The sequence below is a fragment of the Bacillus sp. FSL W8-0183 genome (assembly GCF_038006825.1).
Taxonomy (GTDB): domain Bacteria; phylum Bacillota; class Bacilli; order Bacillales; family Bacillaceae; genus Bacillus; species Bacillus altitudinis.
In genome coordinates this window covers 3,815,313-3,837,053 of sequence record NZ_JBBOVY010000001.1, presented here as the reverse complement: position 1 = coordinate 3,837,053, position 21,741 = coordinate 3,815,313, and the positions used below count along the sequence as shown (strand labels likewise).

Genomic DNA, 21,741 nt, shown 5'->3' with positions numbered 1-21,741 from the left:
TGGGCCAAGATGTGTATCATTTAACGAATTGTAAGACACCGTTTGTCCGAAAACAACGATGGCTAAAGCGAAAATGAGTAAACTCACTTTTTTCATCATAATTCCTCCAATTAAGTGTAGTGTGTTCCAATTGATAGGCATCCTTCAAAAAGAGGTATGCTTGGTGAATTGAACCTAGCTCTTCAAAGTGTTTGGCAGCTAGTGCACTTAATTCACGGGCACCTTCAACATCCTTTAATTCTTTCAGAATACTGATGCCATCGAAACAGGTTTGAGCTTTTTGGGATATGTCTTCAGTGAAATATAGGTGATAGAGAAAATTCATTTTTGCTGTATAGATGGGGTTTCTGTCTATTTCTTGTTTTTGTTTGACCAATTCAAAATAATAGAGAGCTTGCGACTTTTCATCAATGGAGAGTAGCTCTTTTAGTAACATAAACATGGAGTGTTCGAAATAACAAGATGAAAGGTAGTCATCATCACTAAGAGCCTTTTCTAGGGCATCAATACATTTTTTTGATTCTCCAACTTCGGCATATAGAATACTGATATTGTGATAAAGCTGTGATGCTAGAAAATGATCGTTTAATTGATTTGAGATGTGTAATGCTTTTGTGTAGTAATTCTCAGCTCTTTTGAAATCGCCAATATCCATGAAGTTGGTGGCTGCGATCACAAAAGCTGCTGCCAGTCTTCTTTCATAGCCATCATGACCTTTGAAAATATCGATGGCATTCTGAATATAATGAAGTGAAATCAGGCTTTGGCGAAGCATCATATATAGGTTTGCGACCTTCGTATGGAATTCTGCTACTTCTATTTCATCAGGGATGTTTTGTAGTTTTTTCTCAGCAATTTTAAACAGTCCGATGGCTGATGCGTAGTCTCTGTTATATGAAGCGTAAAGGGCTTTATATAGGTAAAAATAATATTCAATTAAGTCGTTTGTTTTAGAAGGGTATTCTAGCACTGTCGGTTCATTCAGTTTTTTACCTCTTCGTTCATATAACATGAGCTTAAACTTGCCTTCTAGCAATGAATAGTAGGTCAAGACCTCCTGATTCTCTTCCATCTCTTGAAGGAATTCCTTTAATTCTGTGTAAATTGTCTTTGCATTGTGTACATCATGCTTACGAATGGCAATTCGCCAATCATTTAAACGGTTCCCCACCTGTTCAGCTGAAATGATTTTCATGGAAATTTCACCTCTTTAACATCCTTTCGCCTGTTTCAATAAAAAACGATATCACAATTTTTGGTAAAATATAATCGTTTCTGGGAGGTGATTGACAGGAGGTAATAAAAAGGACCTTATGTCATGAGATGTACGTTATTGTAATGATGATTGATTGTTTATTCAAATGAGTAAAATCTTTTTTTGGAAGTCTAAAAACGTGATAGATACTATTAATTTTAAGTTTATGGTCGAAAATACCATCCGAATATATGAAATAAAGCTATTTTAGCTATGAGAGAAGAACAATGAAAGGTCGATCTAGAAGGGAAAATCAGTTATGATGTTGCTAGATGATTTTGGAAAAGAAACTGGCAGTTACTGAGAAAGGTGAATATCCGAGACAAGTGTTGACCTTTCAGAAAGGATGTTGAAATGAAAAAAAGATTTCAAATGTTAAACTGGCAAATGACAATTGTGATGACGACGCTTTTACTTGTTTTAGTCACTCTTTATATCTCAAAGAGATACTTTTATAGCAAAGAAATTGAGTTGCTGACAGAATCTTGTCAACAAGAAGATGGCAAAATCATACTAGAAACAAATAGTTTGACTATGGATTACTCCTTTGAGTGTAAGAAAAAATAAAACAGGCAGCTTTCTGCCTGTTTGACACCAATTAAAACCCTAAGTTTTGTAACCACTTGTTTAACAAGGCCTCTCGTTTTTCAACGGTAAAGCGATCGTATTTTCCTAAATTTAAATGGGCTGAAATTTCACCGTCATTCATAAACAAAATTCTTTCAGAGCAAAGGGCCACTTTTGGATCATGGGTGACGAGTAGCAGAGTTGTTCCTTCAGAATTGATTTGTGAAAAAATATCCATGACTTCCTTTGTGGTGCTTGAATTAAGAGCACCTGTGGGCTCATCGGCAAAAAGAATGTTTGGTTCATTCATAAGAGCTCGACAGATAGAGGCTCTTTGGAGCTGTCCTCCTGATACTTCTGATAAATATCTATCAGCTAAATGATCAATATCAAGTTTCTCCATTAAATATTTCGCTCGTTCATTGACTTCTTTTCTCGGCATTTTCTTCGCTAAGTAAGCTGCAGCAATGATGTTATCAAACAGATTGAGGTTTTTTAGTAAGTGGCTGTGTTGAAAGACGAATCCCATCTCTGATAAGCGCAAAGCTGTTAACTGTTTGTCTGTCATTTCTGATAGCAGTTGACCTTTATATTTGATTTCCCCTCTGGAGGATGTCTCTATACCGCTAAGTTGATAAAGCAAAGAGGTTTTTCCGCACCCTGAAGGTCCCATAATGGTGACAAATTCTCCACGTTTAATGGTTAAGTGAATATTTCTAAGAATGGTTTGGTTTTGTCCTTTTAATGAATCAATTTGTAAAGACAATTGCTTCGCTTCAATTAATTGTTCCATGTGAAACATCTCCTTATGAAAGAGTATGACGACTGATTTTACTAGAAAAAAAGGACTTCAATAGCCACGAGACGACAGTTAAATTCACCATAAACAGCAGGAGAGGATACACAATCCAAACCCATTTTGGGGCTAACCACTGAAGGCTGGATGCTCCTAATGATGCTCCGCCTGCACTCATCAATGCCGGACCAATAGTATGAACAGCGATTGCTCCAATGAAGGCGCCGATAGAGAGAACGACGATAAAACTTGTTAAGTATTGATAGGTTAAATCTTTTTGAGAAAAACCAATCGTCCTTAACAAGTGAGTACGATTTAAATCTTTCGCTCTTAACATGTGCAGAAACATCATTAACATTAGGCTGGCTGTTCCAAAAGCTGCGATGGTTGAAAATAATGCAATCACTTTTACTAGAGATGCGGTGCTTCCTATTGTTTGATGCACATATTCTTTCATATCTGTCACTTTTGCAGGAGACATATTTGTTTCAAGTGCTGCTTTTTTCTCTGCCATATCTATTCCTTGTTTTAATTGTATTTGAATGGTTTTCCAAAGGGATGAATGAGGAAAAGGCTGAGATAATGCTTTAGCTGTTTTCCCTCCGTTGGTGACGTCTTGATAAATGCCGGTAACCATTTTTTGAACTTGCTGTCCATTTGTGGCGAGAGTGACTTTTTCGCCTATCTTTTTCTGAAGTGAGTCAGCACTCAACACCGATAAAGCAATCTCTTCCTCCTTCAACGGTTCCCGTCCTTGTAAATAGGTGAGAGGGAATGCTGATAGATCACCTGTTTCTAAATAGAGCGTTTCTAATGTATTCTCCATTGTTTTGGCTTGTAGAGAAGTTGTTTCATAGACGGCAGATGTTTGAATGTCTTGGTCTACGCTAATCATAGACGCTATTTTATTTGTACTTTTCTCTAAATGTTTTCCCTGCCGAATATCAATTCGAAGGTCACTTTTTCCTGAGCCAAGATATGTGACGAAATCGGGTGATTGTAATGTGTACCATAACTGAATCGGCATTAACATTAAAAATGTACAAAGCGCAATAATACAGGTAATTGTTGAATACATCTTTATTCGTGAGAACAGATCTTTCAAACCAAACCAAAAATTGACTGGGAGGAATCTGTTTTTCTGGAGGTGCATAGGAATTTGTTTTTTACGGCTTGGTGAGCTTATGCCGCCTTGAATAGCTTGAGCGGCTGATATTTGACCAAATCTCCTTAGGACAGTATAGCTGAATGAGATGACGATCATTGCCGTCAAAATTGACACCAAAAGCGGGATCACCTGATGAATAAAAGAGAGGCGATTCCCCATATATTGCTGAATATTGGCTGTAAACAAATCACCAAACTTGAGTGTCATCAAATATCCTGCTATACACCCTATACAGGCAAGCACAGCATACTTCCCAACGTATAATTGTTTGATTTTTGATAAAGGGATTCCTAGTACTTTTAAGATTCCAATTTCACGTTCATCCTCTTCTATAGCGGCCGTCATAGCGAGACGAAGAGAAAGGAGGGAAATGCTAATGAGCAGAAAGCAGACAAGAAGGAGAATGGCGATCACCATACCATCTGTTAGGGCATTCAGCATGCGAAGCAGGGGTAATGTGACAGCAGGCCCCTGTTGTGGCAGCTCAGATGATTGATAGAGTGATTGAAAAGCATCTGCTTGACTAGCATCATGCAATAAAAATTCAATTAAGTACTCCTTTTTTTGAAATACTTGATTCAGTGCTACCCAGTCCGCATCATGCAGAAGAAATCTCTTTGAACTGACAAGACTTGGATTCATTTGGGCATCTCGTAAGAACGTTTTGATTTGAAAAGAGAATTGATGAGAGCCTTTTGTAATGAGTAACCTTTCGCCAATCTTTAAATGGTATTTTTGTTGAAAATAAATAGGGACTGCTACTTCTCCTTTATTTACAGTGAGCTTTTCATTTCGTTCGTTTAAAAGAAAATCAAAATAGCGATTTTGCTTTACAAATAAATGATCCATCACACCCGCTTGAGCAGGCTCCTGTCCGAACTTGATGCTGATGTGTTCGATCGGAATCATTGGAACAATTTGATGTGCCTTCACCATCGACTGTTTACTTGAAAATATATCGACCGCTTTTTCATCTAAGCTGCCATCGTGCATTTGGACAAAGTCTGGTGCTTTGGCTGATTGCAGTAGATCAGAAATGGAACCATTCAGCTGGGCTGTCATTTGCGCAGCGCTTGTTGCTAAAAATGATGTCATCATGATGCAAAGGGTTAAGCCGATTGAAATGAGACGGTGGCGGGTTAGGTCTTTCTTGATAAACGTCAATCTCATGAGGCTGATTCTCCTTCATGTCGAAGCATATTTTTTGTAAGGAAGGCAAGTGCAAACATCAAGGCACTCACGATTAACACGGTCACATACATGCTAGCGGAAAAAGTGTTGAACAAGAACCCATACATCATTTGACCGAGCGGTGCAGCACATTGAGAGACCATTGTTAGATTGGCCATGACTTTTCCTAATTGAGCATTGGGTGTTTTCTTTTGCACATGTGAGATGACAACGATCGAAATCATGGTGAGCAGCATGGCAATTGGGAGACACCCTGCTAAAAAGAGAAAATAGGCTGGAAATGTACCAAATTGAAGGGCCATCTTGGATGTTGAAAAAGCAACAGGCAGCAAAATGACTGCGATGACGAGCAGCCAGCGATACAAAGTAGGAATTCGCCAATGTTTCGCTACAAGCCCAACTAGCAGGGCGCCTGCGATGACGGCAAACTCAATGATGCCCATTCCTATTCCATACATGATGTCACTGCTTTTCATTGTGACCCTTAAAATAATGGGACCTCCAACGATAAAAAATGGTGTGAGGATGAAATTTAGTAGCGCTGCAAGCAGCATGGCTCTTTTTAAAAATGACTGGCTTCCGATATAGGAAAAGCCTTGTTTCATATCTTTCAAGAGTACTTTGGTCATCGGTTCTGCGAGTGGGCTAGGTGAGAAAGAGATATTTAACCGCAAAAGCATGCATGCTGATAGAAAAAATACAATGCTGCTAGCGCCTATGATGACCTGGCTCCCAATGAGTCCGTATAAAACGCCGCCAATGATAGGAGCGACAACACCTGAAAGGGCCTGCACGCCATTCACGATGCCATTCGCTTGTTCTAATTTTTCTTCTTTCACTAGCTGAGGAATACTGGACATCACAGCAGGAGCATAAAACGTACTCATGACACCAAGGAGAATCATGACGGCTCCAATCATATAAAGTGAATCATGACCTGAAAATAACCAGAAATAAAAAGCCAGAATCATAATGCCAGTAAGAACATCAAATAAAATCATCAAATTTCTTCTGTTAAACCGGTCAGCAATTGCTCCTGCTAATGGTGAAAGGAGGAGCGGGATATTGGATAAAGCGAAAAGCAGAGCATACAAATCAACACGATGTGTCATATCCAAGACATGTAAAGATAGAACAAAACGAATCAAGGAAGACCCGAAAACGGAAATAATTTGCCCGAGAACGAGATAGATAAAATGGGTGGAGCCATTTTTGGCTGATAACGACATGAAAATCACTCTCCTTTTAGACCGACCGTCAGTCTATAATGTATGCAGGATTGGTATTGAAGTAACCAATCACTGATTATTGTCTTCCGGTTCTCCAGTTAAACGTTGGAGAAGGAAGGAGAAACTTCCCTTTTCTGCATGTAATGAGGCTTCAAGGATTGCGATAAATGCTAGAGCCCGTTGTATGCTTTCCGCTGTGGTCCATTGGAAAAGTCCCTCATCAAAGATAACCTGTGCAGAAGCGAGGAGAAATTCGACAGTTTCTTGCGGGTAATCTGTTTGAAATATCCCTTCTTCTACCCCTTGCTGAATGACTTCTGCTAAAACGGGTGATAGCTCTGTAATGGCTTTGATCAAGCTTTTTTGATGCATCTCTGCATTAGCAGGCTGATGAAATTGTTCAATCATGCCTTCTTTATGGCTGCCCTGTTTAGGAGATTGTGCCATGATGATGCGAAATAATTTATCAACCACTGAGATATCTGGATCAGCGGCAATACGCTTTGCCTCGATGATATCTGCTTTTATGATCCGGTCAATGATTGCATCCATCACTTCTTCTTTGGAAGTAAAGTAATAATAGAATGTGCCTTTTGCAATGCCAACGGCTTTGAGGATGTCAATAATTGTGGTTTGCTGATAGCCTTTGGTTGAAAAAAGCTTCTCTGCTGCATTTAAGATGTCATTTTTGCGTTCCTCAGGATGTTTAACGGTTCTCATAAAGCCATCCTTTCTTTTGACTAGACTGTCGGTCGGTCCCTTGATTTGATTAAACACTTTTTGGCGTATCTTTGTCAACGGCTGTTTTTTGGAGCTTTGCATTTATTGTGCAATGACACTATGATACATTGAATGAAAACCCCTTCAGGAGAGATGCTGAATGCAATTTTTAACCAGTGAATTGGCGCAAGAGATGGTTGAACGTACGATGCATATTTTACATCAAAACATCAATGTCATGAATGCAGATGGTGTCATTATTGGGTCTGGTGAACGAAAAAGGATTGGACAAAAACATGATGGAGCACGTCTAGTGCTGTCAAGCGGAGATAGTGTGGAGATTGATCAGGAGACATCCCGCCGCTTAAAAGGCGTGAGACCTGGAATCAATCTGCCTATTTGCTTTCGGGAACAAGTTGTTGGTGTCATTGGGATTACGGGTGAACCAGAGGGCATTCGTCATCATGCCGAGCTGGTGAAAATGGCAGCTGAGCTCGTTTTAGAGCAATCTTTTCTGCTTGAACGCTTCCAGTGGCGGCAGCGAATAGAGAGTGAAATTGTGAATCAGCTCATCTCCGAGTCTGACATGGGTGATCATCAACTGAATCACCGTGCTGACTGGCTTGGAATGGATTTAGACAAGCGGCGAATGGCTATTGTTTTTCAGCCGATTCCATCGTCTGAGGACACTGTACACAAAATGATGCATGCCATTCAATACGATAAGAATGCGGATGATTTACTAGGCATGACCTTCCGTCATGAATTGATCCTGTTAAGACAGCCGATATGTGACCATCAATTCAAGCATGTGATCGAACAGCTGCAGCAAACAATGGCAGGTGCAGTTGATGGACAAGTGCTAGTGGGTGTAGGAACTGTCGCTGAGGACATGAGTCAATTACCATTGTCCTTTCAGCATGCGAGAGAAGCCCTGCAGTTAGGAAAGGTGCTCCATCCAGAGGAAAGCATATATGTCTTTGAATCTTATCAGCTTGAAAGCTTGTTTATAAAAGCGAGAGCCGCCAAAGAGGGCAAACGGTGGAGTGATTTTTATCATCCGCTGATACAAGAAACGGAACTCGTTCAAACGTTAAAGGTTTACATTGAAGAGGGCGGGGACTTACAAAGAATCGTTGATCGTCTATTTATTCACCGCAATACACTGCGATATCGATTAGATAAAATCCAGGCATTGACCGGAAAAGATCCTCGTCATGTGAAACAGTTGATGGAGCTGTACATAGCACAATTGGACAATCAACTGTCTTAATTGTGCATTTGCACAACTGGATGAAGAAATAAATAAAAGAAGTTCATCTAGATTCACAACTCGATCCCGACGAGTAAACGCTTACAATTAAGAAAAGACAATCAGGAGGGATGGAGTATGGGTGGAGATGTGACAGTAAGTACATTGGGCGCATTGACTGCGCTTGTGATCGCTATTGTTCTTATTTTAAAAAAAGTATCACCTGCTTATGGCATGCTGGCAGGCGCATTTATTGGCGGTTTGGTTGGCGGTGTAGATGTTGTGCAGACCGTGAACGTCATGATGGAAGGCGCAAAGGACATGATTCCGGCTGTTCTTCGAATCATGGCGGCAGGTGTACTGGCAGGGGTTTTAATTGAGTCGGGTGCAGCGTTATCTATTGCGGAGGCCATCGTGAAAAAGCTTGGAGAGGCGAGGGCACTTTTAGCACTCGCACTTGCAACAATGATTTTAACAACGGTGGGTGTTTTTGTAGATGTTGCAGTCATTACAGTAGCACCAATCGCACTTGCCATTGCCAAGCGTGCAAAACTTTCTAAAACGGGTATTTTACTTGCGATGATTGGAGGAGGGAAGGCGGGGAATATCATGTCACCGAATCCGAATGCTATTGCAGCCTCTGATGCCTTTGGTGTCCCGCTTACTTCCCTGATGGCGGCAGGTGTCATACCGGCTATTTTCGGGATAGCCGTCACGTATGTATTAGCCAAAAAGCTTGCGAATAAAGGGACACCTGTTCTGGAAGAGGGAGCTGACCAAGGCGAGGTTCAAGTACCTGGTTTTCTACAAGCGCTTGTAGGCCCGCTTGTGACCATTCTCTTGTTAGCTTTGAGGCCGTTGTTTCAAATAAATATTGATCCAATGATTGCCTTACCAATAGGAGGAATTGTAGGCGCTCTTTTCATGAAAAAAGGGAAGTTTCTCAATGATTATGCGATGTCAGGGCTGCATAAAATGTCAGGTGTAGCGATCATGTTACTAGGGACAGGCACATTAGCTGGAATTGTATCGAATTCTTCCATGAAAGAGGTATTTATTCAGGCGCTTGACGCTTCGGGATTACCTCCTTACTTGCTTGCACCAACGTCTGGAATTTTTATGTCGGCAGCCACAGCTTCGACAACTGCAGGGACGGCAGTTGCAAGTGGTGTATTTAGCGGAACTCTTATTGGTCTTGGTGTATCTGCCCTTTCAGGCGCAGCTATGATTCACGCTGGCGCAACTGTGCTAGACCATATGCCGCACGGAAGCTTTTTCCATGCAACGGCAGGAAGTGTTCAAATGGATATAAAAGAACGGTTGAAATTAATGCCCTTTGAATCGTTAATTGGTTTGACATTAACCGTTGTATCGACCATTATCTTTGGTATTTTCCAGCTGTTCGGCTGAGGACTTAATGAGAAACGAGGGGTTTTTGGATGAAGATTGTGATCGCACCAGATTCATTTAAAGAAAGTTTATCTGCTTATGAGACAGCATGTGCCATTGAACGAGGATTTCGCTCTATTTTGCCAGATGCAGAATATATGAAAATCCCAATGGCAGATGGAGGAGAAGGCACAGTTCAATCGTTAGTGGATACGACAGGCGGAACCATTGTCAAGCAAGTGGTCACAGGCCCGCTTGGCAAACCTGTGGATGCCTTTTTTGGTATGTTGGGAGATGGACAGACAGCTGTCATAGAGATGGCAGCAGCATCAGGATTACATCTTGTCCCGCCAGAAAAACGGAACCCCTTATTCACGACGTCTAGAGGGACAGGAGAATTAATGCTTGCAGCGCTGGATAAAGGTGCGAAGCATTTAATCATTGGGCTTGGCGGAAGCGCAACAAATGATGGTGGCGTTGGCATGATGCAAGGTTTAGGTGCTTCTTTTCTCGATAAAGCAGGTCAAGACCTCACGCCGGGCGGTGGATCACTGAATCAATTAGCTTCTATTGATCTATCTCGACTGGATCCAAGATTGCGATCAGTCCGTCTGGAAGTGGCGTGTGATGTGGATAATCCTTTAACGGGTGAAAGAGGAGCGTCTGCTGTGTTCGGTCCTCAAAAGGGAGCAGATACAGAAATGGTTCAACTGTTGGACAAGAATTTATCTCATTTTGCACAAGTGGCTAAGCAGCATCTTCATGTCTCCTTTGGTGATGCGGCAGGTGCAGGAGCGGCAGGAGGACTGGGTGCGAGTTTATTAGGCTTTTTACAGGCTGATCTGCAAAAGGGAATCGATATTGTACTGAAAGCCGTACATTTTGCTGACGTACTAAAGGACGCTGACCTAGTCATTACAGGGGAAGGGCGGATTGATCAGCAGACCATTTACGGCAAAACGCCAATCGGTGTAGCCAAAGCTGCGAAACAATATGGACTCCCTGTCATTGGCATCGCTGGGTCCCTCTCAAAAGACAGTGCAGTCGTACATGATCATGGCATTGATGCACTTTTTAGTATTGTCCCTGGCGTCACGACTCTGGCTGAAGCCATGCATGATGCCAGTGTGTATGTAGAGAGAACAGCAAGGAATATTGCGGCTGTCATGACATTTGGAAGAGATAAGTAAATGATGAAAAATGTTTCCTTTTCTATCACATTCCTTTCTATAGAAATGTGGTAAAATGGTTCTGAATGAAAAAAAGTTGGAGGAAACACAAATGTCTAATCTACCGAATTGTCCATCGTGCAGTTCAACCTATACATACGAGGATGGCAGCATGCTTATTTGTCCTGAATGTGCGCATGAGTGGTCGCTAGAACAAGAACAAGTGGCAGAGGAGCAGCTTGTTGTCAAAGATGCGAATGGAAATCTATTAAGTGATGGTGACACGGTCACTGTGATTAAAGATTTAAAAGTCAAAGGTTCTTCTTCGGTTTTAAAAATAGGAACGAAGGTCAAAGGGATTCGTTTAGTCGAAGGCGATCATAATATTGATTGTAAAATTCCTAGCTTTGGCGCGATGAAGTTAAAATCGGAGTTTGTGAAGAAAGTATAATGACAAAGAAATGTTCTTCTCATAATTAGAATTTGGTCATGACAAGCTTACTATAAATGCTTGAAGAAGAATGATGTATATGATTGTTGTTAACGTATAAAAAACACCTGAATTGTCAAAGGGATTCAATTCCTTTGCTCATTAGGTGTTTTATATTTTTATAAAGCTTTTATTTTTGAAGATCAGTTATCGATGGGGTGGTAGAAGTGGAATTTGGATATTTCAAAAAAACTGTTATGAAAAAAACGACTAAATGCATCCCTATTATCAATAAAGAAGGTGTCCCCATTGGATTCATAAAAAGATTTTATAAAAATAAAGCTGAGAGAATTTTGGATCATATATTTGATGAGTTTTTTGTGAATGTTGAGGTTATGGATGCAAATTTGAATACTGTTGTAAAAGCTACAGAAAATATATCCTTCAGATCTATGTACCGCTCAAATTGGAGCATAGAATGTAAGGAGAAAGGAAGGTTGATATTCGAAGATCAAACTAAAATCAAAACAAATCCAACGATGCGTTTCATCATCAATGATACTACCTATTATCTAAAGAAAGGTTTCGCAGATAAACGTGTTAGATTGGAAGACTCAAAGCAGACCATCGCTGACATTACATACGATAAAATAATACCACCTGCAACAGTCAGTATTGAAAAAAGACAAGGTGACCTAACTCTACATCTTATCGCTTGCCTCTATTATATCTTTATGTTGAGGGAGTAGCTGAAGTTAATATATTTTATCATACTTAAAGAATTTGAAAATATACTATTTATGATTTAGGTTCTAATTCCTATAAAATTTAGGGGAGTCCCTTTCGTGCAATAAGATCTTATTAAAATGATTACCTTAACCTCACCTTAAAAAAGGCAGATGATTCTCTAAATTTTGCCTAATCCCCTTCACAACTTTTGGGCATTGCTGTACCATATGGAAGTGTTCTTCTATTTTTGACGGATCATGGTGTTTATCAGGAAATAGATGATAGATGATACTTAGACAAAGAAGGAGAGGTAACGTGACGAACGTTTTAGAACTGCAAAATGTATCTAGGCATATTCGCGGGAAAAAGATTGTTCAAGACTTGAGTTTCTCTGTTCAAGCGGGCGAAGTCTTTGGCTTCTTAGGACCGAATGGCGCAGGAAAAACGACAACCATTCGCATGATGGTCGGTCTTTCTCCCATTACATCCGGTGACATTCTGATTAATGGTCATAGTATTCAAACCTCATATCAGCATGCCATCCAAGATGTCGGTGCAATTATTGAAAATCCAGAAATGTATAATCATTTAACGGCAAGACAAAACCTTGTTCATTTTGCCAGAATGAATGGAAAAGTGGATGAAGGTCGAATTGATGAACTACTAGAACTAGTTAGTTTGCAGCATGTGAAACATAAGCGTGTCCGTACGTTTTCATTAGGAATGAAGCAGCGTTTGGGGATTGCTCAGGCATTGATACATAAACCGAAACTGCTAATCTTAGATGAGCCGACCAATGGACTAGATCCAGAGGGAATTCGTATGATACGAGATTACTTGAGGAGGCTGGCAAAGGAAGAAGGGCTTGCTGTCATTGTTTCAAGTCACCTCATGTCAGAAATGGAATTGATGTGTGATCGTTTCGCCATTATCCAAAAAGGAAAGCTGATTGCGATTGAGGATCAGCGTGCAGAGACGAAGCAGGATGATTTGGTCAATTATCGAATGAAAGTAGCATCAAGTGAGCTTGAAGAAGCTCAAAAGCTCATTGAAGCATTTGAGGAAGGCATCACAGTTAGAGAAGAGGAGCAGTACTTATTCTTCTCCATCCTAGAAGAGAAAATGCCACAATTGATTCGTCATTTGAGCGAGGCTTCTATTCATTTGTACGAAATCAAAATAGAAAAACAAACCTTAGAAGATAAGTTCTTAAGCTTAACAGGTAAAAAGGAGGCAGACGTATGATTCGCCTCATTCAAAACGAGTGGATGAAAATCAGTTATCGTGTGGGTACTTGGATTATGGTTGGGCTTCTTGTTTTAGGTATGATTGCGACGTTGATTTTTGCACTCAAAACAAATGACGAAGATCAATCATCTGGAGCTTGGAAAGCCCAACTAGAGATGATGAATACTGAGAACAAGAAGGAACTCAAAGAAATAGAAAATGGTTACTTTAAAAGAAACCTTGAAAAAGAGATCGCTATTAATGATTATCGAATCAAGCATAACTTACCGCCAGCTGATCAGTTTAGCGACAGTGTATGGGACTATGTGAAAACAAACGCCAGTTTACTTCAGCTTGTAGGTGTGTTTGTGATCATTATCGCTTCCACCATTGTCTCGGCTGAATACAAGCATGGTACAATTAAATTATTATTGATTCGCCCACCATCAAGACTAAAAATTTTAATATCTAAATATATTACGGTGCAACTGTATGCTCTTCTACTGGTGGTGGTGCTGTTTATCTTGTCATTTATATTGGGTGCCATTTTCTTCGGACTCAATACTGATTATGTGAGTGTGATCTATCAAAATGGTGAAGTGATTGAACGCTCGCAGTTTGCCAATATGGTTTTTTATTATTTAGCTAATTGCGCAATGTTTGTTGTGCTAGGGACACTTTCGTTCGCTATATCAACGATATTCAGAAGTGAAGCTATCTCCATTGCCATTAGTGTGTTAGCTTATATTGTAGGTGGAACGATTACAGGTATTTTAATGCTCTTCTTTGATTGGACAAAATATTTGTTATTCGCAAATGATCCATCCCAATACTTTATGGAACAGGTTACTGTCATCGAAGGCATGTCCCTAGGATTCTCACTAACGGTCCTAGTCATTTACTGGGCCATCTTCTTGGCGGTTGCTTTAATCGTCTTCCAAAAGCGAGAAGTAAAAACAGGTTAATTTAACTTTTTAGGAGGTTTCTATCAATGATTAAGCGTAAAGGTGAAAAAATTATGGGGATTATCAGTATTGTCCTCAACGTAATTGGTGTTGGTTTTGGGGCATTGATGCTTTCTGTGGACCCAGCAGTTTATGAAGAATTGAATGAAGTGTTAAAAGAGGAAGGCAGCGCCTTGCCAGTTGAAACACTTGAGGCATCGGTTCATGCCTTTGGCGTTCAGTTTATGGTTGTTTCCGCAATTGCGGCTGTCTTAGCCCTTGTTGGTGTGATTGTTTTGAAAACAGACCGCCGTGCCGTGCTTTCTGGTATTCTTTTCTTGGTTTCGGCTGTGACTCTTTTAATTGGAACTGTTGGTCTTGCTTTCGTTCCGATGATCTTGTTGCTAATCGTTGGATTGATGTCACTGATTAGAAAACCGAAAACAGACATTCACACAAGTGAATATCCTTCATAATTCAAAAGAAAAAGACATGCGCTGGTTTGCGCATGTCTTTCTTTTTTATATGATGCCAATCAGTTTGGCGATGATGAGTAAAACGATACTGAACCCCCACATCCAAAAGAAGGAGTAGCGGATATGTTTCCCCATATCGACCCCTGCAAGACCGATGGCAAGCCATACAGCAGGTGCAAGGGGGCTGACAAAGGTGCCGATGATATTTCCAATCATCATGGCGTATGCCGCAGATGTCCCTGACACACCAACCTCTGATGTAATCGATTCGACAATCGGCAAGAGTGCATAATAATAGGCATCCGTACTTGTCAGCATATCAAGTGGAACCCCAAATATCCCCACAATGATATGTAAAAATGGCAGTAAGAAAGCTGGCAAAATGTGAATACTGTCCACTGCAATCGCCTTCAGCATGCCCGTTCCTTCAAGAATTCCTAAAAAAGAACCTGCGGAGAAAATTACAGCTGCCATCATTAGTGCACTTGGAGCATGCGCCTTAATTCTCTCCATTTGTACATTCACATTCGGATAGTTCACCAAAAGTGCTAGTGAAAGACCAATCATAAACATATAACTAGCAGGAATCACGTTCAGCACGAGAAGGACAACAACAGCTAAAAATAGAATGAGGTTGACCCACATTAAGTGATAACGCTTTAAAGACGCATCGCCTGTTTCGCTGATCGATTGAATAGCACGATCCCAATCGGCGCCTTCTAATTGGACAGCAGCTATTTCATTTGCCGCGATTTTCACCCGAATTCGTTTTTCTTCTCTTTTTCCTAAAATGAATGCCATTCCTAATACGAGCACGACCCCGATTAGCTGAATGGGAATAAGCGGTACCCACAGTTCAGATGGGTCCATATTTAGGACACTAGCTGCCCGTCCTGTGGGGCCAGCCCATGGAATCATATTGGTTAATCCAGCACTCGTCCCGATTAACAATAGCAATAAATAAGGACTCATATGTAATTTTTTATAAAGTGGAAGCAGTGCAGGTACAGTTAATAAAAAGGTTGTAGCGCCTGCTCCGTCTAAGTGTGCGATGACTCCAATCAAGGCAGTTCCCATCGCAACTGTGACAACATTCCCTTTTGTCAGCTTGATTAACGTTTTAATTACAGGTTCAAAGAACCCTGTATCTTGTAAAATGCCAAAAAATAAAATGGCGAAGATAAACATGGTCGCCACTGGCAAAACTTTGATAATCCCTTGTTCAAAGAAAGTTTGAATGTCATTGATACCAAATCCTGCGATGAGCGCCCCTATTAAAGGCACCATGACCATGGCGACAATTGGACTTGCTTTCCCCCAAATCAGCAAAACAACAATCGTTAAAATAATCAACAATCCAACAAACGTTAACATAAGCCCCTCCCCCTACAATAAACCGTTTACATTTGTTTGTTTTTTTACCAATGCAATCCCACATTTGCATTGAAAAAAAGAGTATCAAAAATATGAGTATTAGGCAACCGCTTTCATACCTATACAATGGTAAAAAAGGATGGCGGGGCCAATCATGGTGCGGTTTTCAATATGTCAAAAAATTTAGATAAAAAATAATACTTCTATTGATAATCTACTACCGGGAGGAATTATATAGGTATTTAGATTCAACAAAAAGTAAAAAGCGCCCTTTGGATGGACGCTTCTTTCACACTATTTTTTCAAAATAACGTATTCGTAAGGATTCAGTTGTAACTGTTGAGATGTATGCTGTCCAGTCAGCATATTTTCATAGCTTTCCGCTGAATCTAGTGAAATGTTCTGTTGCTGTTCTGTAAAATTCATCATAAACACAAAGTCCTGCGATCCATCTGTTCGTTTCTGGACGCTGACTCCCTCTGGAATTAAAGAGGAGAGGATCGGCTTTATCCCTATTCCTGTGATGAGATCTTCGTAAAAATCATCATAAAACGCTTGCTCATTTTCAGAAGCCATATAGTATGCTTTCCCTTTGCCAAATGGACGGACAGTAAGGGCGGGCTGTCCTTCATAGCAGCCATTCTCAAAATGCCCTAACACAGAGGCTGATTCTGGGTGAATGGATTCGCAATATTGCCCGACATGGTAGGTGCGTCCATTTCCTGTGGTCATTAAAACGTGTTCATCTGGCATCAATGTGTTGATTTCCTCTGCCCAAACACCAAGTACATGGCGGAGAGGGCCAGGGAAACCACCGAGGAAACAGAGGTCGTTTTCATCAACCATGCCGCTCCAGTACGTTGCCACAAAAATGCCGCCCTCTTTGACAAAGGCTTCAATCTTTTCTGCCACACCTGGTTTGATCATGTAGAGCATTGGTCCCACAAGCACTCGATAGGATGAGAAGTCCTTTTCCATCCCGACAATATCAACAGGGATGCCCTTTTTCCAGAAACTACGATAGTGAGTTTGGCAAGCCTCTACATAGCGTTTGTTGGTATTATTTAAGCCTTGCGCATCATCAATTGCCCAATGGTTTTCCCAATCATATATGATGGCGACCTCTGGTTGAACGGATGTACCCGCAATCGGTTGAAGCTGCTCCAGCTGTTTTCCTAAATCAGCGACTTCTTGAAACACACGCGTGTGTTCATGTCCTGAATGATCCACAACAGCGCCGTGGAATTTTTCAGAGGCGCCCCGGCCTTGTCTCCACTGGAAATAAAGGACGGAGTCGGACCCGTGGGCAATCGCCTGCATGGCAGAGAGCTGTGCCATTCCTTTATGCTTCACCTTATTCACTTCATGCCAGTTCACGAGGCTTGGTGTGCTTTCCATCACAAGAAACGGCTGACCACCCTTTAATGAACGATACAAATCGTGAACGAAGGCGACGTTTGACGCTAATTCTGCAGTGGATTCTCTGCCGCTATGCCATGCTGGATAGCTATCCCATGAGATCACGTCGACTTCTTTTGCAAATTGATGATAATCCAGTCCAAGGAATGGACGCATATGCGGATAGTCGCCCATAAAATTGGTGGTTACTGGCACATGAGGTGTTAATTCTCGTAGTGGTTCAATTTCATTTTGATAAAAATTGATCGTTTGCGCTGTGACAAAACGCTTCCAATCTAGGTTCATGCCGTGAATCATGTGCTCCCCGTGAGGTGCAGGTGACTCGATTTGTGACCAATCACTATATGTGTGGCTCCAAAACCCCGTCCACCATGCTTGGTTCAAAGCTTCAAGGTCATGGTTGTATTTGTCTTTCAAATAGTCTCTAAATGCTTCTTGGCAAAGATCACAATGACATTCACCGCCGTATTCATTTGAAATGTGCCACATGATCAGCGCTGGATGGTCCTTGTAGCGTTCAGCAAGCAAACGATTGAGTGTATTCGTTTTTTCTCGATAAACCGGTGAGGTGAAGCAATGATTATGGCGAAGTCCGTGTAAGTTGCGCTGGCGGTTTGCTTCAACGCGTAAGACTTCTGGATATGTTTGCGAGAGCCAAGCAGGTCTTGCTCCGCTTGGCGTGGCGAGAATGGCGTGAGCTCCCTGCGCTGCCAAGCGGTCCATGATATCATCCAGCCAGGCAAAATCATATTCCCCTTCTTTTGGCTCGAGCTTGCTCCAAGCGAAAATGTTGATAGAGAATGTTTGACAGTGTGCAAGCTTCATTAATCGAAAATCTTCGTCAATGATCTCCGGCATATGAAGCCATTGATCAGGATTATAGTCGCCACCATGCAAAAAGCCTTTCACATTTGGGTGAACGAGTGGGTAACGCTTTCCCATTTTGTCACGTCCTATCTGTTTAATTACGGTGTCATTTGTTTAAATACATCAAGAGAAGGCAGGGCTTTTCCGTTGAAATCAAACATGGCCTGATTTTCCCAAGCATTCCCGACTGTGCCGGTTGTTTGAATATAAGCGAGCCCGTATTGACTAGACCATGGAGCACCTTTTGCTGGAATCCAAAGCGGCTCCCAATAAAAGAACCCTTTCCCGCGATTGTTTTTTACTTGTGAAATTTTTTCTGATAGATCTCGTATAAAAGATGCCTGCCCTTGTGGTGATGCTGGATAACCGGCCGTATTGACTGAATCTTGGTTAAATGAGTTATCGAGGTTGTCACCATTTGCTGTCGTAAAGCCGTAGGCGGTTTCTACCACGATGACATCTTTGTTATAGCGGGCGCTAATATCATTCATGTTGTTAGTAAGACCGCTAAATCCCCCGTCCCAATACGGGTAGTAAGATAAACCGATCGTATCGAACGAAACGCCTCGTTTGGTGATTTCATCAAACCACCAGCGAGATGCACCATTGTCCCCTCCATGTGCAAGATGAAGCATGACTTTGATGTTTGAATCGACAGAGCGGACAGCATTTGTCCCCGCTTTTAGCAAAGCAGCGAGTCGGTCAAATTCACCGCCGCCTTCACCCCAGCTCTTTCCGTTCGGCCAAAGCATACCTGAATTTAATTCATTCCCGACCTGTACCATATTTGGTAGGGCATTTTGTGCTTTCATCGCTTTAAGTACATCGCTTGTGTAAGTGCCAACAGCTTTTTCTAAATCGCTTTGGGAGAGATTGGTCCAAGCTTTCGGTTTGAACTGTTTACCGGGATCGGTCCAGAAATCACTGTAGTGAAAATCAAGCAGCACTTTCATATTTTGTGCTTTTGCACGTTTCGAGAGAGAAATGGCGGTATTTAAATCGTTTGTCCCCCCGTTATAGGCACGGCCTTGGTTGTCGTATGGATGGTTCCAGAGTCTGATGCGCACATAGTTGACACCTTTCTCTTTTAATAGCTTGAGCGGATCAACCTGCTGCCAGTTTTGGTTGTAGTATTTGCCGCCGCTTCGCTCCACTTCTGCGAGCATGGAGATATCGGCTCCTTTGATGAAATCACCTTGCAATCCATTGATCGGTTTCACCGAAATCGTATCAGCCTTTGCTTCAGGCAGAATACCTAACCCCATCAGAAAGAAAACGACAACAGTGACAAGCAACCATTTCTTCATCAAATCTCCCCTTATCCTTTTGTCCCGCCTTGTGTGAGGCCGGATACAAATTGTTTTTGTAAAACAAGAAACAATAAAGCAACTGGAATCGCAATGAGTAAAGCCCCTGCTGCAAAGGTCGTGTAGCTAGCACCCATTTTGTCTGATACAAGATTGTATAGACCGATTGGGAGCGTATACATTTCGGGTGAGCGGACAATGACACTGGAGATAATGAAATCACCGAGCGGTCCTGTAAATGAGTTGATGGCAACAACGGCTAAAATCGGCTTGGCAAGCGGCATAATAATTTGGATGAAAATCCGGAAATGCCCTGCGCCATCCATTCTGGCTGATTCATCGAGATCCTTTGGAATCGCATCAAGATAGCCTTTCATTAAATACGTATTCATCGGAATTTGTCCGCCTGCATAAATCAAAATCAATGCGAGGTGGCTGTTAATGAGTCCAAGCATTTGAGCCAATACAAATATGGCAATCAGCGCTGAAAATTGAGGAATCATTTGCAACAGCAAAAAGAGCATTAGCCCATTTTTGCGTCCTTTGAATCGGAACCTAGAAAAGGCATAGCCTGTAAAGCTGACAAGGATCAACGTTAAGAGCATAGTCGCAATACTGATTTTCATTGAGTTCCAATACCATTTTGCATAAAGTGCTCCCTGACCGAAGAAGAGTTCTGTAAAGTGGCTGAACGTTGGATTCTTCGGAAACATGCTTGTGCTCATCAGGCTGTTCCCAGGATTAAAGGAAGCGCCGATCGTCCAAAGGAGTGGATATAGAATACAAACGGAGGCAATGAAAAGGATGAAATAAGTGATACTCAGGCGAATGAGCTTATTTTGTTTTGATCCCATATCACATCATGTCCTCCTCTTTGAATGAATTCGTTCTCTTAAACTGCCAAAGTGCAATGGCAATGACGAAGATTGATAGTAAGATCGTAACAGCGGCAGCGAGTGCATATTGAGAAGACTGCATCGTCAGTTTGTAAATCCAAGACACCAAGATGTCTGTGCCCCCCGCTGTAGATCCAGCAACAGGTGGCCCCCCGCCATTAAATAAATAGATGATATTAAAGTTGTTAAAGTTAAACGTATATTGCGTGATTAATATAGGTGCAATTGAATAGAGGACAAGCGGTAATGTAATGGAACGGAATTTCTGAAAGAAATTTGCCCCATCAATGGTTGCAGCCTCGTATAAATCTTCAGGAATGGCCTGCAAAACGCCAGTTGTCATAATGAACACAAAAGGAAAACCAAGCCAAGTCTGCATCGCAATAAGAGCGATTTTGCTCCAAAATGGATCTGTCAGCCATGGTTTTGGATCAATTCCAATCGATGCAAAAAGGGTATTGTTGATCGCACCAAACGTGTCGTTAAACAATCCAGCAAACACCAAAATGGTCACAAATCCTGGAACAGCCCACGGCAGAATCAAAATCGTTCTGAAAAACCGTTTTCCTTTTAAATCTTTTTGATTGAGCAGAACCGCTAGGAAAATGCCGACAGCACATTGAAGGGTCGATGCAGCCAACGTCCATACGACCGTCCAGCCTAGTACATCAATGAATGTGTCTCTCCAAATATCGATTGAAAAGATATTTTGAAAGTTTTTGATGCCTACCCAATCAATGAGATTGGCAGGAGGCGAGTGGTATAAATCATAGTTTGTAAAGGCCAGCGCAAAGCTGAACATAATAGGAAAGACAACAGAGAATAGAAGTAAAAAGAAAGCAGGAGTGCTCATTAAGTAAGGAAAGCCTTGGTCGATGAGCTGATGGTATTGAGCACGGATGGAATGAAGCGGAACCCCTTGATCACGTTTCTTTCCGTTCATAAATGCATCTCGTATCATGAGTACATAAAAACCGATGCCAAATCCAGCTGTTAAAAGTGCAATAATTCCTTTTGCTAAAAGGAAAACAGAGTTGTCACGAGGCAGCATCGTACCAAGTGTGAACAGCCCCCAGAAGCCAATATTGAATAAATCATAAAACACAAGTAGAAAAGAAACGCCAAACAGGAAAAAGAGTGCCCCTTTGCCATACTGTTTGTTGTATATTTGCCCCATCCCGGGTATAAGAGAGAACATTAGCGCCCGTCTCCGGTGTGTCTTTGATTCCACTATGTGTGTGCGGTCTAGTTCAAGGTTACCCGTCACGTTTAACACCTACTTCATATGAAATTAGATCAAGTGCAGGCAGCATGACAGATGAACAGCTACCTGCGC

19 protein-coding genes are annotated in these 21,741 nt (G+C 41.5%); 9 read left to right on the top strand and 10 right to left on the bottom strand.

Features of this window, described 5'->3' with window-relative positions; translation table 11 throughout:
• Nucleotides 1–16: 16 nt before the first annotated feature.
• Complete coding sequence (locus NSQ64_RS20205; RefSeq protein WP_268381779.1) at nucleotides 17–1,195, bottom strand: response regulator aspartate phosphatase; 1,179 nt, start codon at nucleotides 1,193–1,195, stop codon at nucleotides 17–19.
• 414 nt (nucleotides 1,196–1,609) lie between these two features.
• Between NSQ64_RS20205 and NSQ64_RS20200 the strand changes: the two genes are divergently transcribed.
• Nucleotides 1,610–1,822 carry a hypothetical protein gene (locus NSQ64_RS20200; protein WP_017359929.1) on the top strand — a complete coding sequence of 71 codons (213 nt, stop codon included), beginning with the start codon at nucleotides 1,610–1,612 and terminating at the stop codon, nucleotides 1,820–1,822.
• A 31-nt stretch (nucleotides 1,823–1,853) separates the two neighbouring features.
• Here the strand turns inward: NSQ64_RS20200 and NSQ64_RS20195 are convergent, their stop codons facing one another.
• The 4 genes from NSQ64_RS20195 to NSQ64_RS20180 form a co-directional block, all read right to left on the bottom strand.
• The gene (locus NSQ64_RS20195; RefSeq protein ID WP_268381780.1) at nucleotides 1,854–2,615 is read right to left on the bottom strand and encodes an ABC transporter ATP-binding protein; all 762 of its coding nucleotides are present in this window, start codon (nucleotides 2,613–2,615) and stop codon (nucleotides 1,854–1,856) included.
• Between the two features lie 13 nt (nucleotides 2,616–2,628).
• Nucleotides 2,629–4,956, bottom strand: a complete 2,328-nt coding sequence (locus NSQ64_RS20190; protein WP_341018047.1) for an ABC transporter permease — start codon at nucleotides 4,954–4,956, stop codon at nucleotides 2,629–2,631.
• Nucleotides 4,953–6,206 (bottom strand): MFS transporter, encoded by a 1,254-nt coding sequence (locus tag NSQ64_RS20185; RefSeq protein WP_217816544.1) that lies wholly within the window; start codon nucleotides 6,204–6,206, stop codon nucleotides 4,953–4,955. The genes NSQ64_RS20190 and NSQ64_RS20185 overlap by 4 nt, the downstream gene beginning before the upstream one ends.
• Nucleotides 6,207–6,275: 69 nt before the next feature.
• Nucleotides 6,276–6,926 carry a TetR/AcrR family transcriptional regulator gene (locus NSQ64_RS20180; RefSeq protein WP_008347371.1) on the bottom strand — a complete coding sequence of 217 codons (651 nt, stop codon included), beginning with the start codon at nucleotides 6,924–6,926 and terminating at the stop codon, nucleotides 6,276–6,278.
• A gap of 160 nt (nucleotides 6,927–7,086) precedes the next feature.
• Between NSQ64_RS20180 and NSQ64_RS20175 the strand changes: the two genes are divergently transcribed.
• The 8 genes from NSQ64_RS20175 (at nucleotide 7,087) to NSQ64_RS20140 (ending at nucleotide 14,542) form a co-directional block, all read left to right on the top strand.
• The gene (locus NSQ64_RS20175; RefSeq protein WP_341018042.1) at nucleotides 7,087–8,199 is read left to right on the top strand and encodes a CdaR family transcriptional regulator; all 1,113 of its coding nucleotides are present in this window, start codon (nucleotides 7,087–7,089) and stop codon (nucleotides 8,197–8,199) included.
• Nucleotides 8,200–8,316: 117 nt separating this feature from the next.
• Nucleotides 8,317–9,588, top strand: coding sequence for a GntP family permease (locus NSQ64_RS20170; protein WP_039962847.1), 1,272 nt, complete (start codon nucleotides 8,317–8,319; stop codon nucleotides 9,586–9,588).
• Between the two features lie 29 nt (nucleotides 9,589–9,617).
• A complete protein-coding gene (locus tag NSQ64_RS20165) occupies nucleotides 9,618–10,757 on the top strand; it encodes a glycerate kinase (protein WP_341018040.1) in 1,140 nt (379 codons plus the stop codon).
• Nucleotides 10,758–10,848: 91 nt separating this feature from the next.
• A complete protein-coding gene (locus NSQ64_RS20160) occupies nucleotides 10,849–11,187 on the top strand; it encodes a zinc ribbon domain-containing protein YjdM (protein WP_039962846.1) in 339 nt (112 codons plus the stop codon).
• 206 nt (nucleotides 11,188–11,393) lie between these two features.
• Nucleotides 11,394–11,915, top strand: coding sequence for a tubby C-terminal domain-like protein (locus NSQ64_RS20155; RefSeq protein ID WP_098680418.1), 522 nt, complete (start codon nucleotides 11,394–11,396; stop codon nucleotides 11,913–11,915).
• Between the two features lie 295 nt (nucleotides 11,916–12,210).
• Nucleotides 12,211–13,140 (top strand): ABC transporter ATP-binding protein, encoded by a 930-nt coding sequence (locus tag NSQ64_RS20150; RefSeq protein ID WP_008347360.1) that lies wholly within the window; start codon nucleotides 12,211–12,213, stop codon nucleotides 13,138–13,140.
• Nucleotides 13,137–14,087: an ABC transporter permease gene (locus NSQ64_RS20145; RefSeq protein WP_035703987.1), complete on the top strand. Its 951-nt coding sequence runs from the start codon at nucleotides 13,137–13,139 to the stop codon at nucleotides 14,085–14,087. The genes NSQ64_RS20150 and NSQ64_RS20145 overlap by 4 nt, the downstream gene beginning before the upstream one ends.
• A 26-nt stretch (nucleotides 14,088–14,113) precedes the next feature.
• The gene (locus NSQ64_RS20140; RefSeq protein ID WP_024720447.1) at nucleotides 14,114–14,542 is read left to right on the top strand and encodes a DUF4064 domain-containing protein; all 429 of its coding nucleotides are present in this window, start codon (nucleotides 14,114–14,116) and stop codon (nucleotides 14,540–14,542) included.
• A gap of 45 nt (nucleotides 14,543–14,587) precedes the next feature.
• Here the strand turns inward: NSQ64_RS20140 and NSQ64_RS20135 are convergent, their stop codons facing one another.
• The 5 genes from NSQ64_RS20135 to NSQ64_RS20115 form a co-directional block, all read right to left on the bottom strand.
• Entirely contained in the window at nucleotides 14,588–15,916 is a 1,329-nt protein-coding gene (locus tag NSQ64_RS20135) for a CitMHS family transporter (protein WP_212359470.1), read from the bottom strand.
• 294 nt (nucleotides 15,917–16,210) lie between these two features.
• Nucleotides 16,211–18,277: a beta-galactosidase gene (locus NSQ64_RS20130; protein WP_341018033.1), complete on the bottom strand. Its 2,067-nt coding sequence runs from the start codon at nucleotides 18,275–18,277 to the stop codon at nucleotides 16,211–16,213.
• 23 nt (nucleotides 18,278–18,300) lie between these two features.
• Entirely contained in the window at nucleotides 18,301–19,509 is a 1,209-nt protein-coding gene (locus NSQ64_RS20125) for a glycoside hydrolase family 53 protein (protein ID WP_341018031.1), read from the bottom strand.
• Between the two features lie 11 nt (nucleotides 19,510–19,520).
• Nucleotides 19,521–20,363, bottom strand: a complete 843-nt coding sequence (locus NSQ64_RS20120; RefSeq protein ID WP_007497274.1) for a sugar ABC transporter permease — start codon at nucleotides 20,361–20,363, stop codon at nucleotides 19,521–19,523.
• 1 nt (nucleotide 20,364) lies between these two features.
• The gene (locus tag NSQ64_RS20115; protein WP_045033662.1) at nucleotides 20,365–21,603 is read right to left on the bottom strand and encodes a carbohydrate ABC transporter permease; all 1,239 of its coding nucleotides are present in this window, start codon (nucleotides 21,601–21,603) and stop codon (nucleotides 20,365–20,367) included.
• Between the last annotated feature and the right edge of the window lie 138 nt (nucleotides 21,604–21,741).

Coding starts and splice junctions, on each gene's coding strand:
- NSQ64_RS20205 (WP_268381779.1), bottom strand. CDS start 1,195: ATGAAAATCATTTCAGCTGAACAGGTGGGGAACCGTTTAAATGATTGG.
- NSQ64_RS20200 (WP_017359929.1), top strand. CDS start 1,610: ATGAAAAAAAGATTTCAAATGTTAAACTGGCAAATGACAATTGTGATG.
- NSQ64_RS20195 (WP_268381780.1), bottom strand. CDS start 2,615: ATGGAACAATTAATTGAAGCGAAGCAATTGTCTTTACAAATTGATTCA.
- NSQ64_RS20190 (WP_341018047.1), bottom strand. CDS start 4,956: ATGAGATTGACGTTTATCAAGAAAGACCTAACCCGCCACCGTCTCATT.
- NSQ64_RS20185 (WP_217816544.1), bottom strand. CDS start 6,206: ATGTCGTTATCAGCCAAAAATGGCTCCACCCATTTTATCTATCTCGTT.
- NSQ64_RS20180 (WP_008347371.1), bottom strand. CDS start 6,926: ATGAGAACCGTTAAACATCCTGAGGAACGCAAAAATGACATCTTAAAT.
- NSQ64_RS20175 (WP_341018042.1), top strand. CDS start 7,087: ATGCAATTTTTAACCAGTGAATTGGCGCAAGAGATGGTTGAACGTACG.
- NSQ64_RS20170 (WP_039962847.1), top strand. CDS start 8,317: ATGGGTGGAGATGTGACAGTAAGTACATTGGGCGCATTGACTGCGCTT.
- NSQ64_RS20165 (WP_341018040.1), top strand. CDS start 9,618: ATGAAGATTGTGATCGCACCAGATTCATTTAAAGAAAGTTTATCTGCT.
- NSQ64_RS20160 (WP_039962846.1), top strand. CDS start 10,849: ATGTCTAATCTACCGAATTGTCCATCGTGCAGTTCAACCTATACATAC.
- NSQ64_RS20145 (WP_035703987.1), top strand. CDS start 13,137: ATGATTCGCCTCATTCAAAACGAGTGGATGAAAATCAGTTATCGTGTG.
- NSQ64_RS20140 (WP_024720447.1), top strand. CDS start 14,114: ATGATTAAGCGTAAAGGTGAAAAAATTATGGGGATTATCAGTATTGTC.
- NSQ64_RS20135 (WP_212359470.1), bottom strand. CDS start 15,916: ATGTTAACGTTTGTTGGATTGTTGATTATTTTAACGATTGTTGTTTTG.
- NSQ64_RS20130 (WP_341018033.1), bottom strand. CDS start 18,277: ATGGGAAAGCGTTACCCACTCGTTCACCCAAATGTGAAAGGCTTTTTG.
- NSQ64_RS20125 (WP_341018031.1), bottom strand. CDS start 19,509: ATGAAGAAATGGTTGCTTGTCACTGTTGTCGTTTTCTTTCTGATGGGG.
- NSQ64_RS20120 (WP_007497274.1), bottom strand. CDS start 20,363: ATGGGATCAAAACAAAATAAGCTCATTCGCCTGAGTATCACTTATTTC.
- NSQ64_RS20115 (WP_045033662.1), bottom strand. CDS start 21,603: ATGTTCTCTCTTATACCCGGGATGGGGCAAATATACAACAAACAGTAT.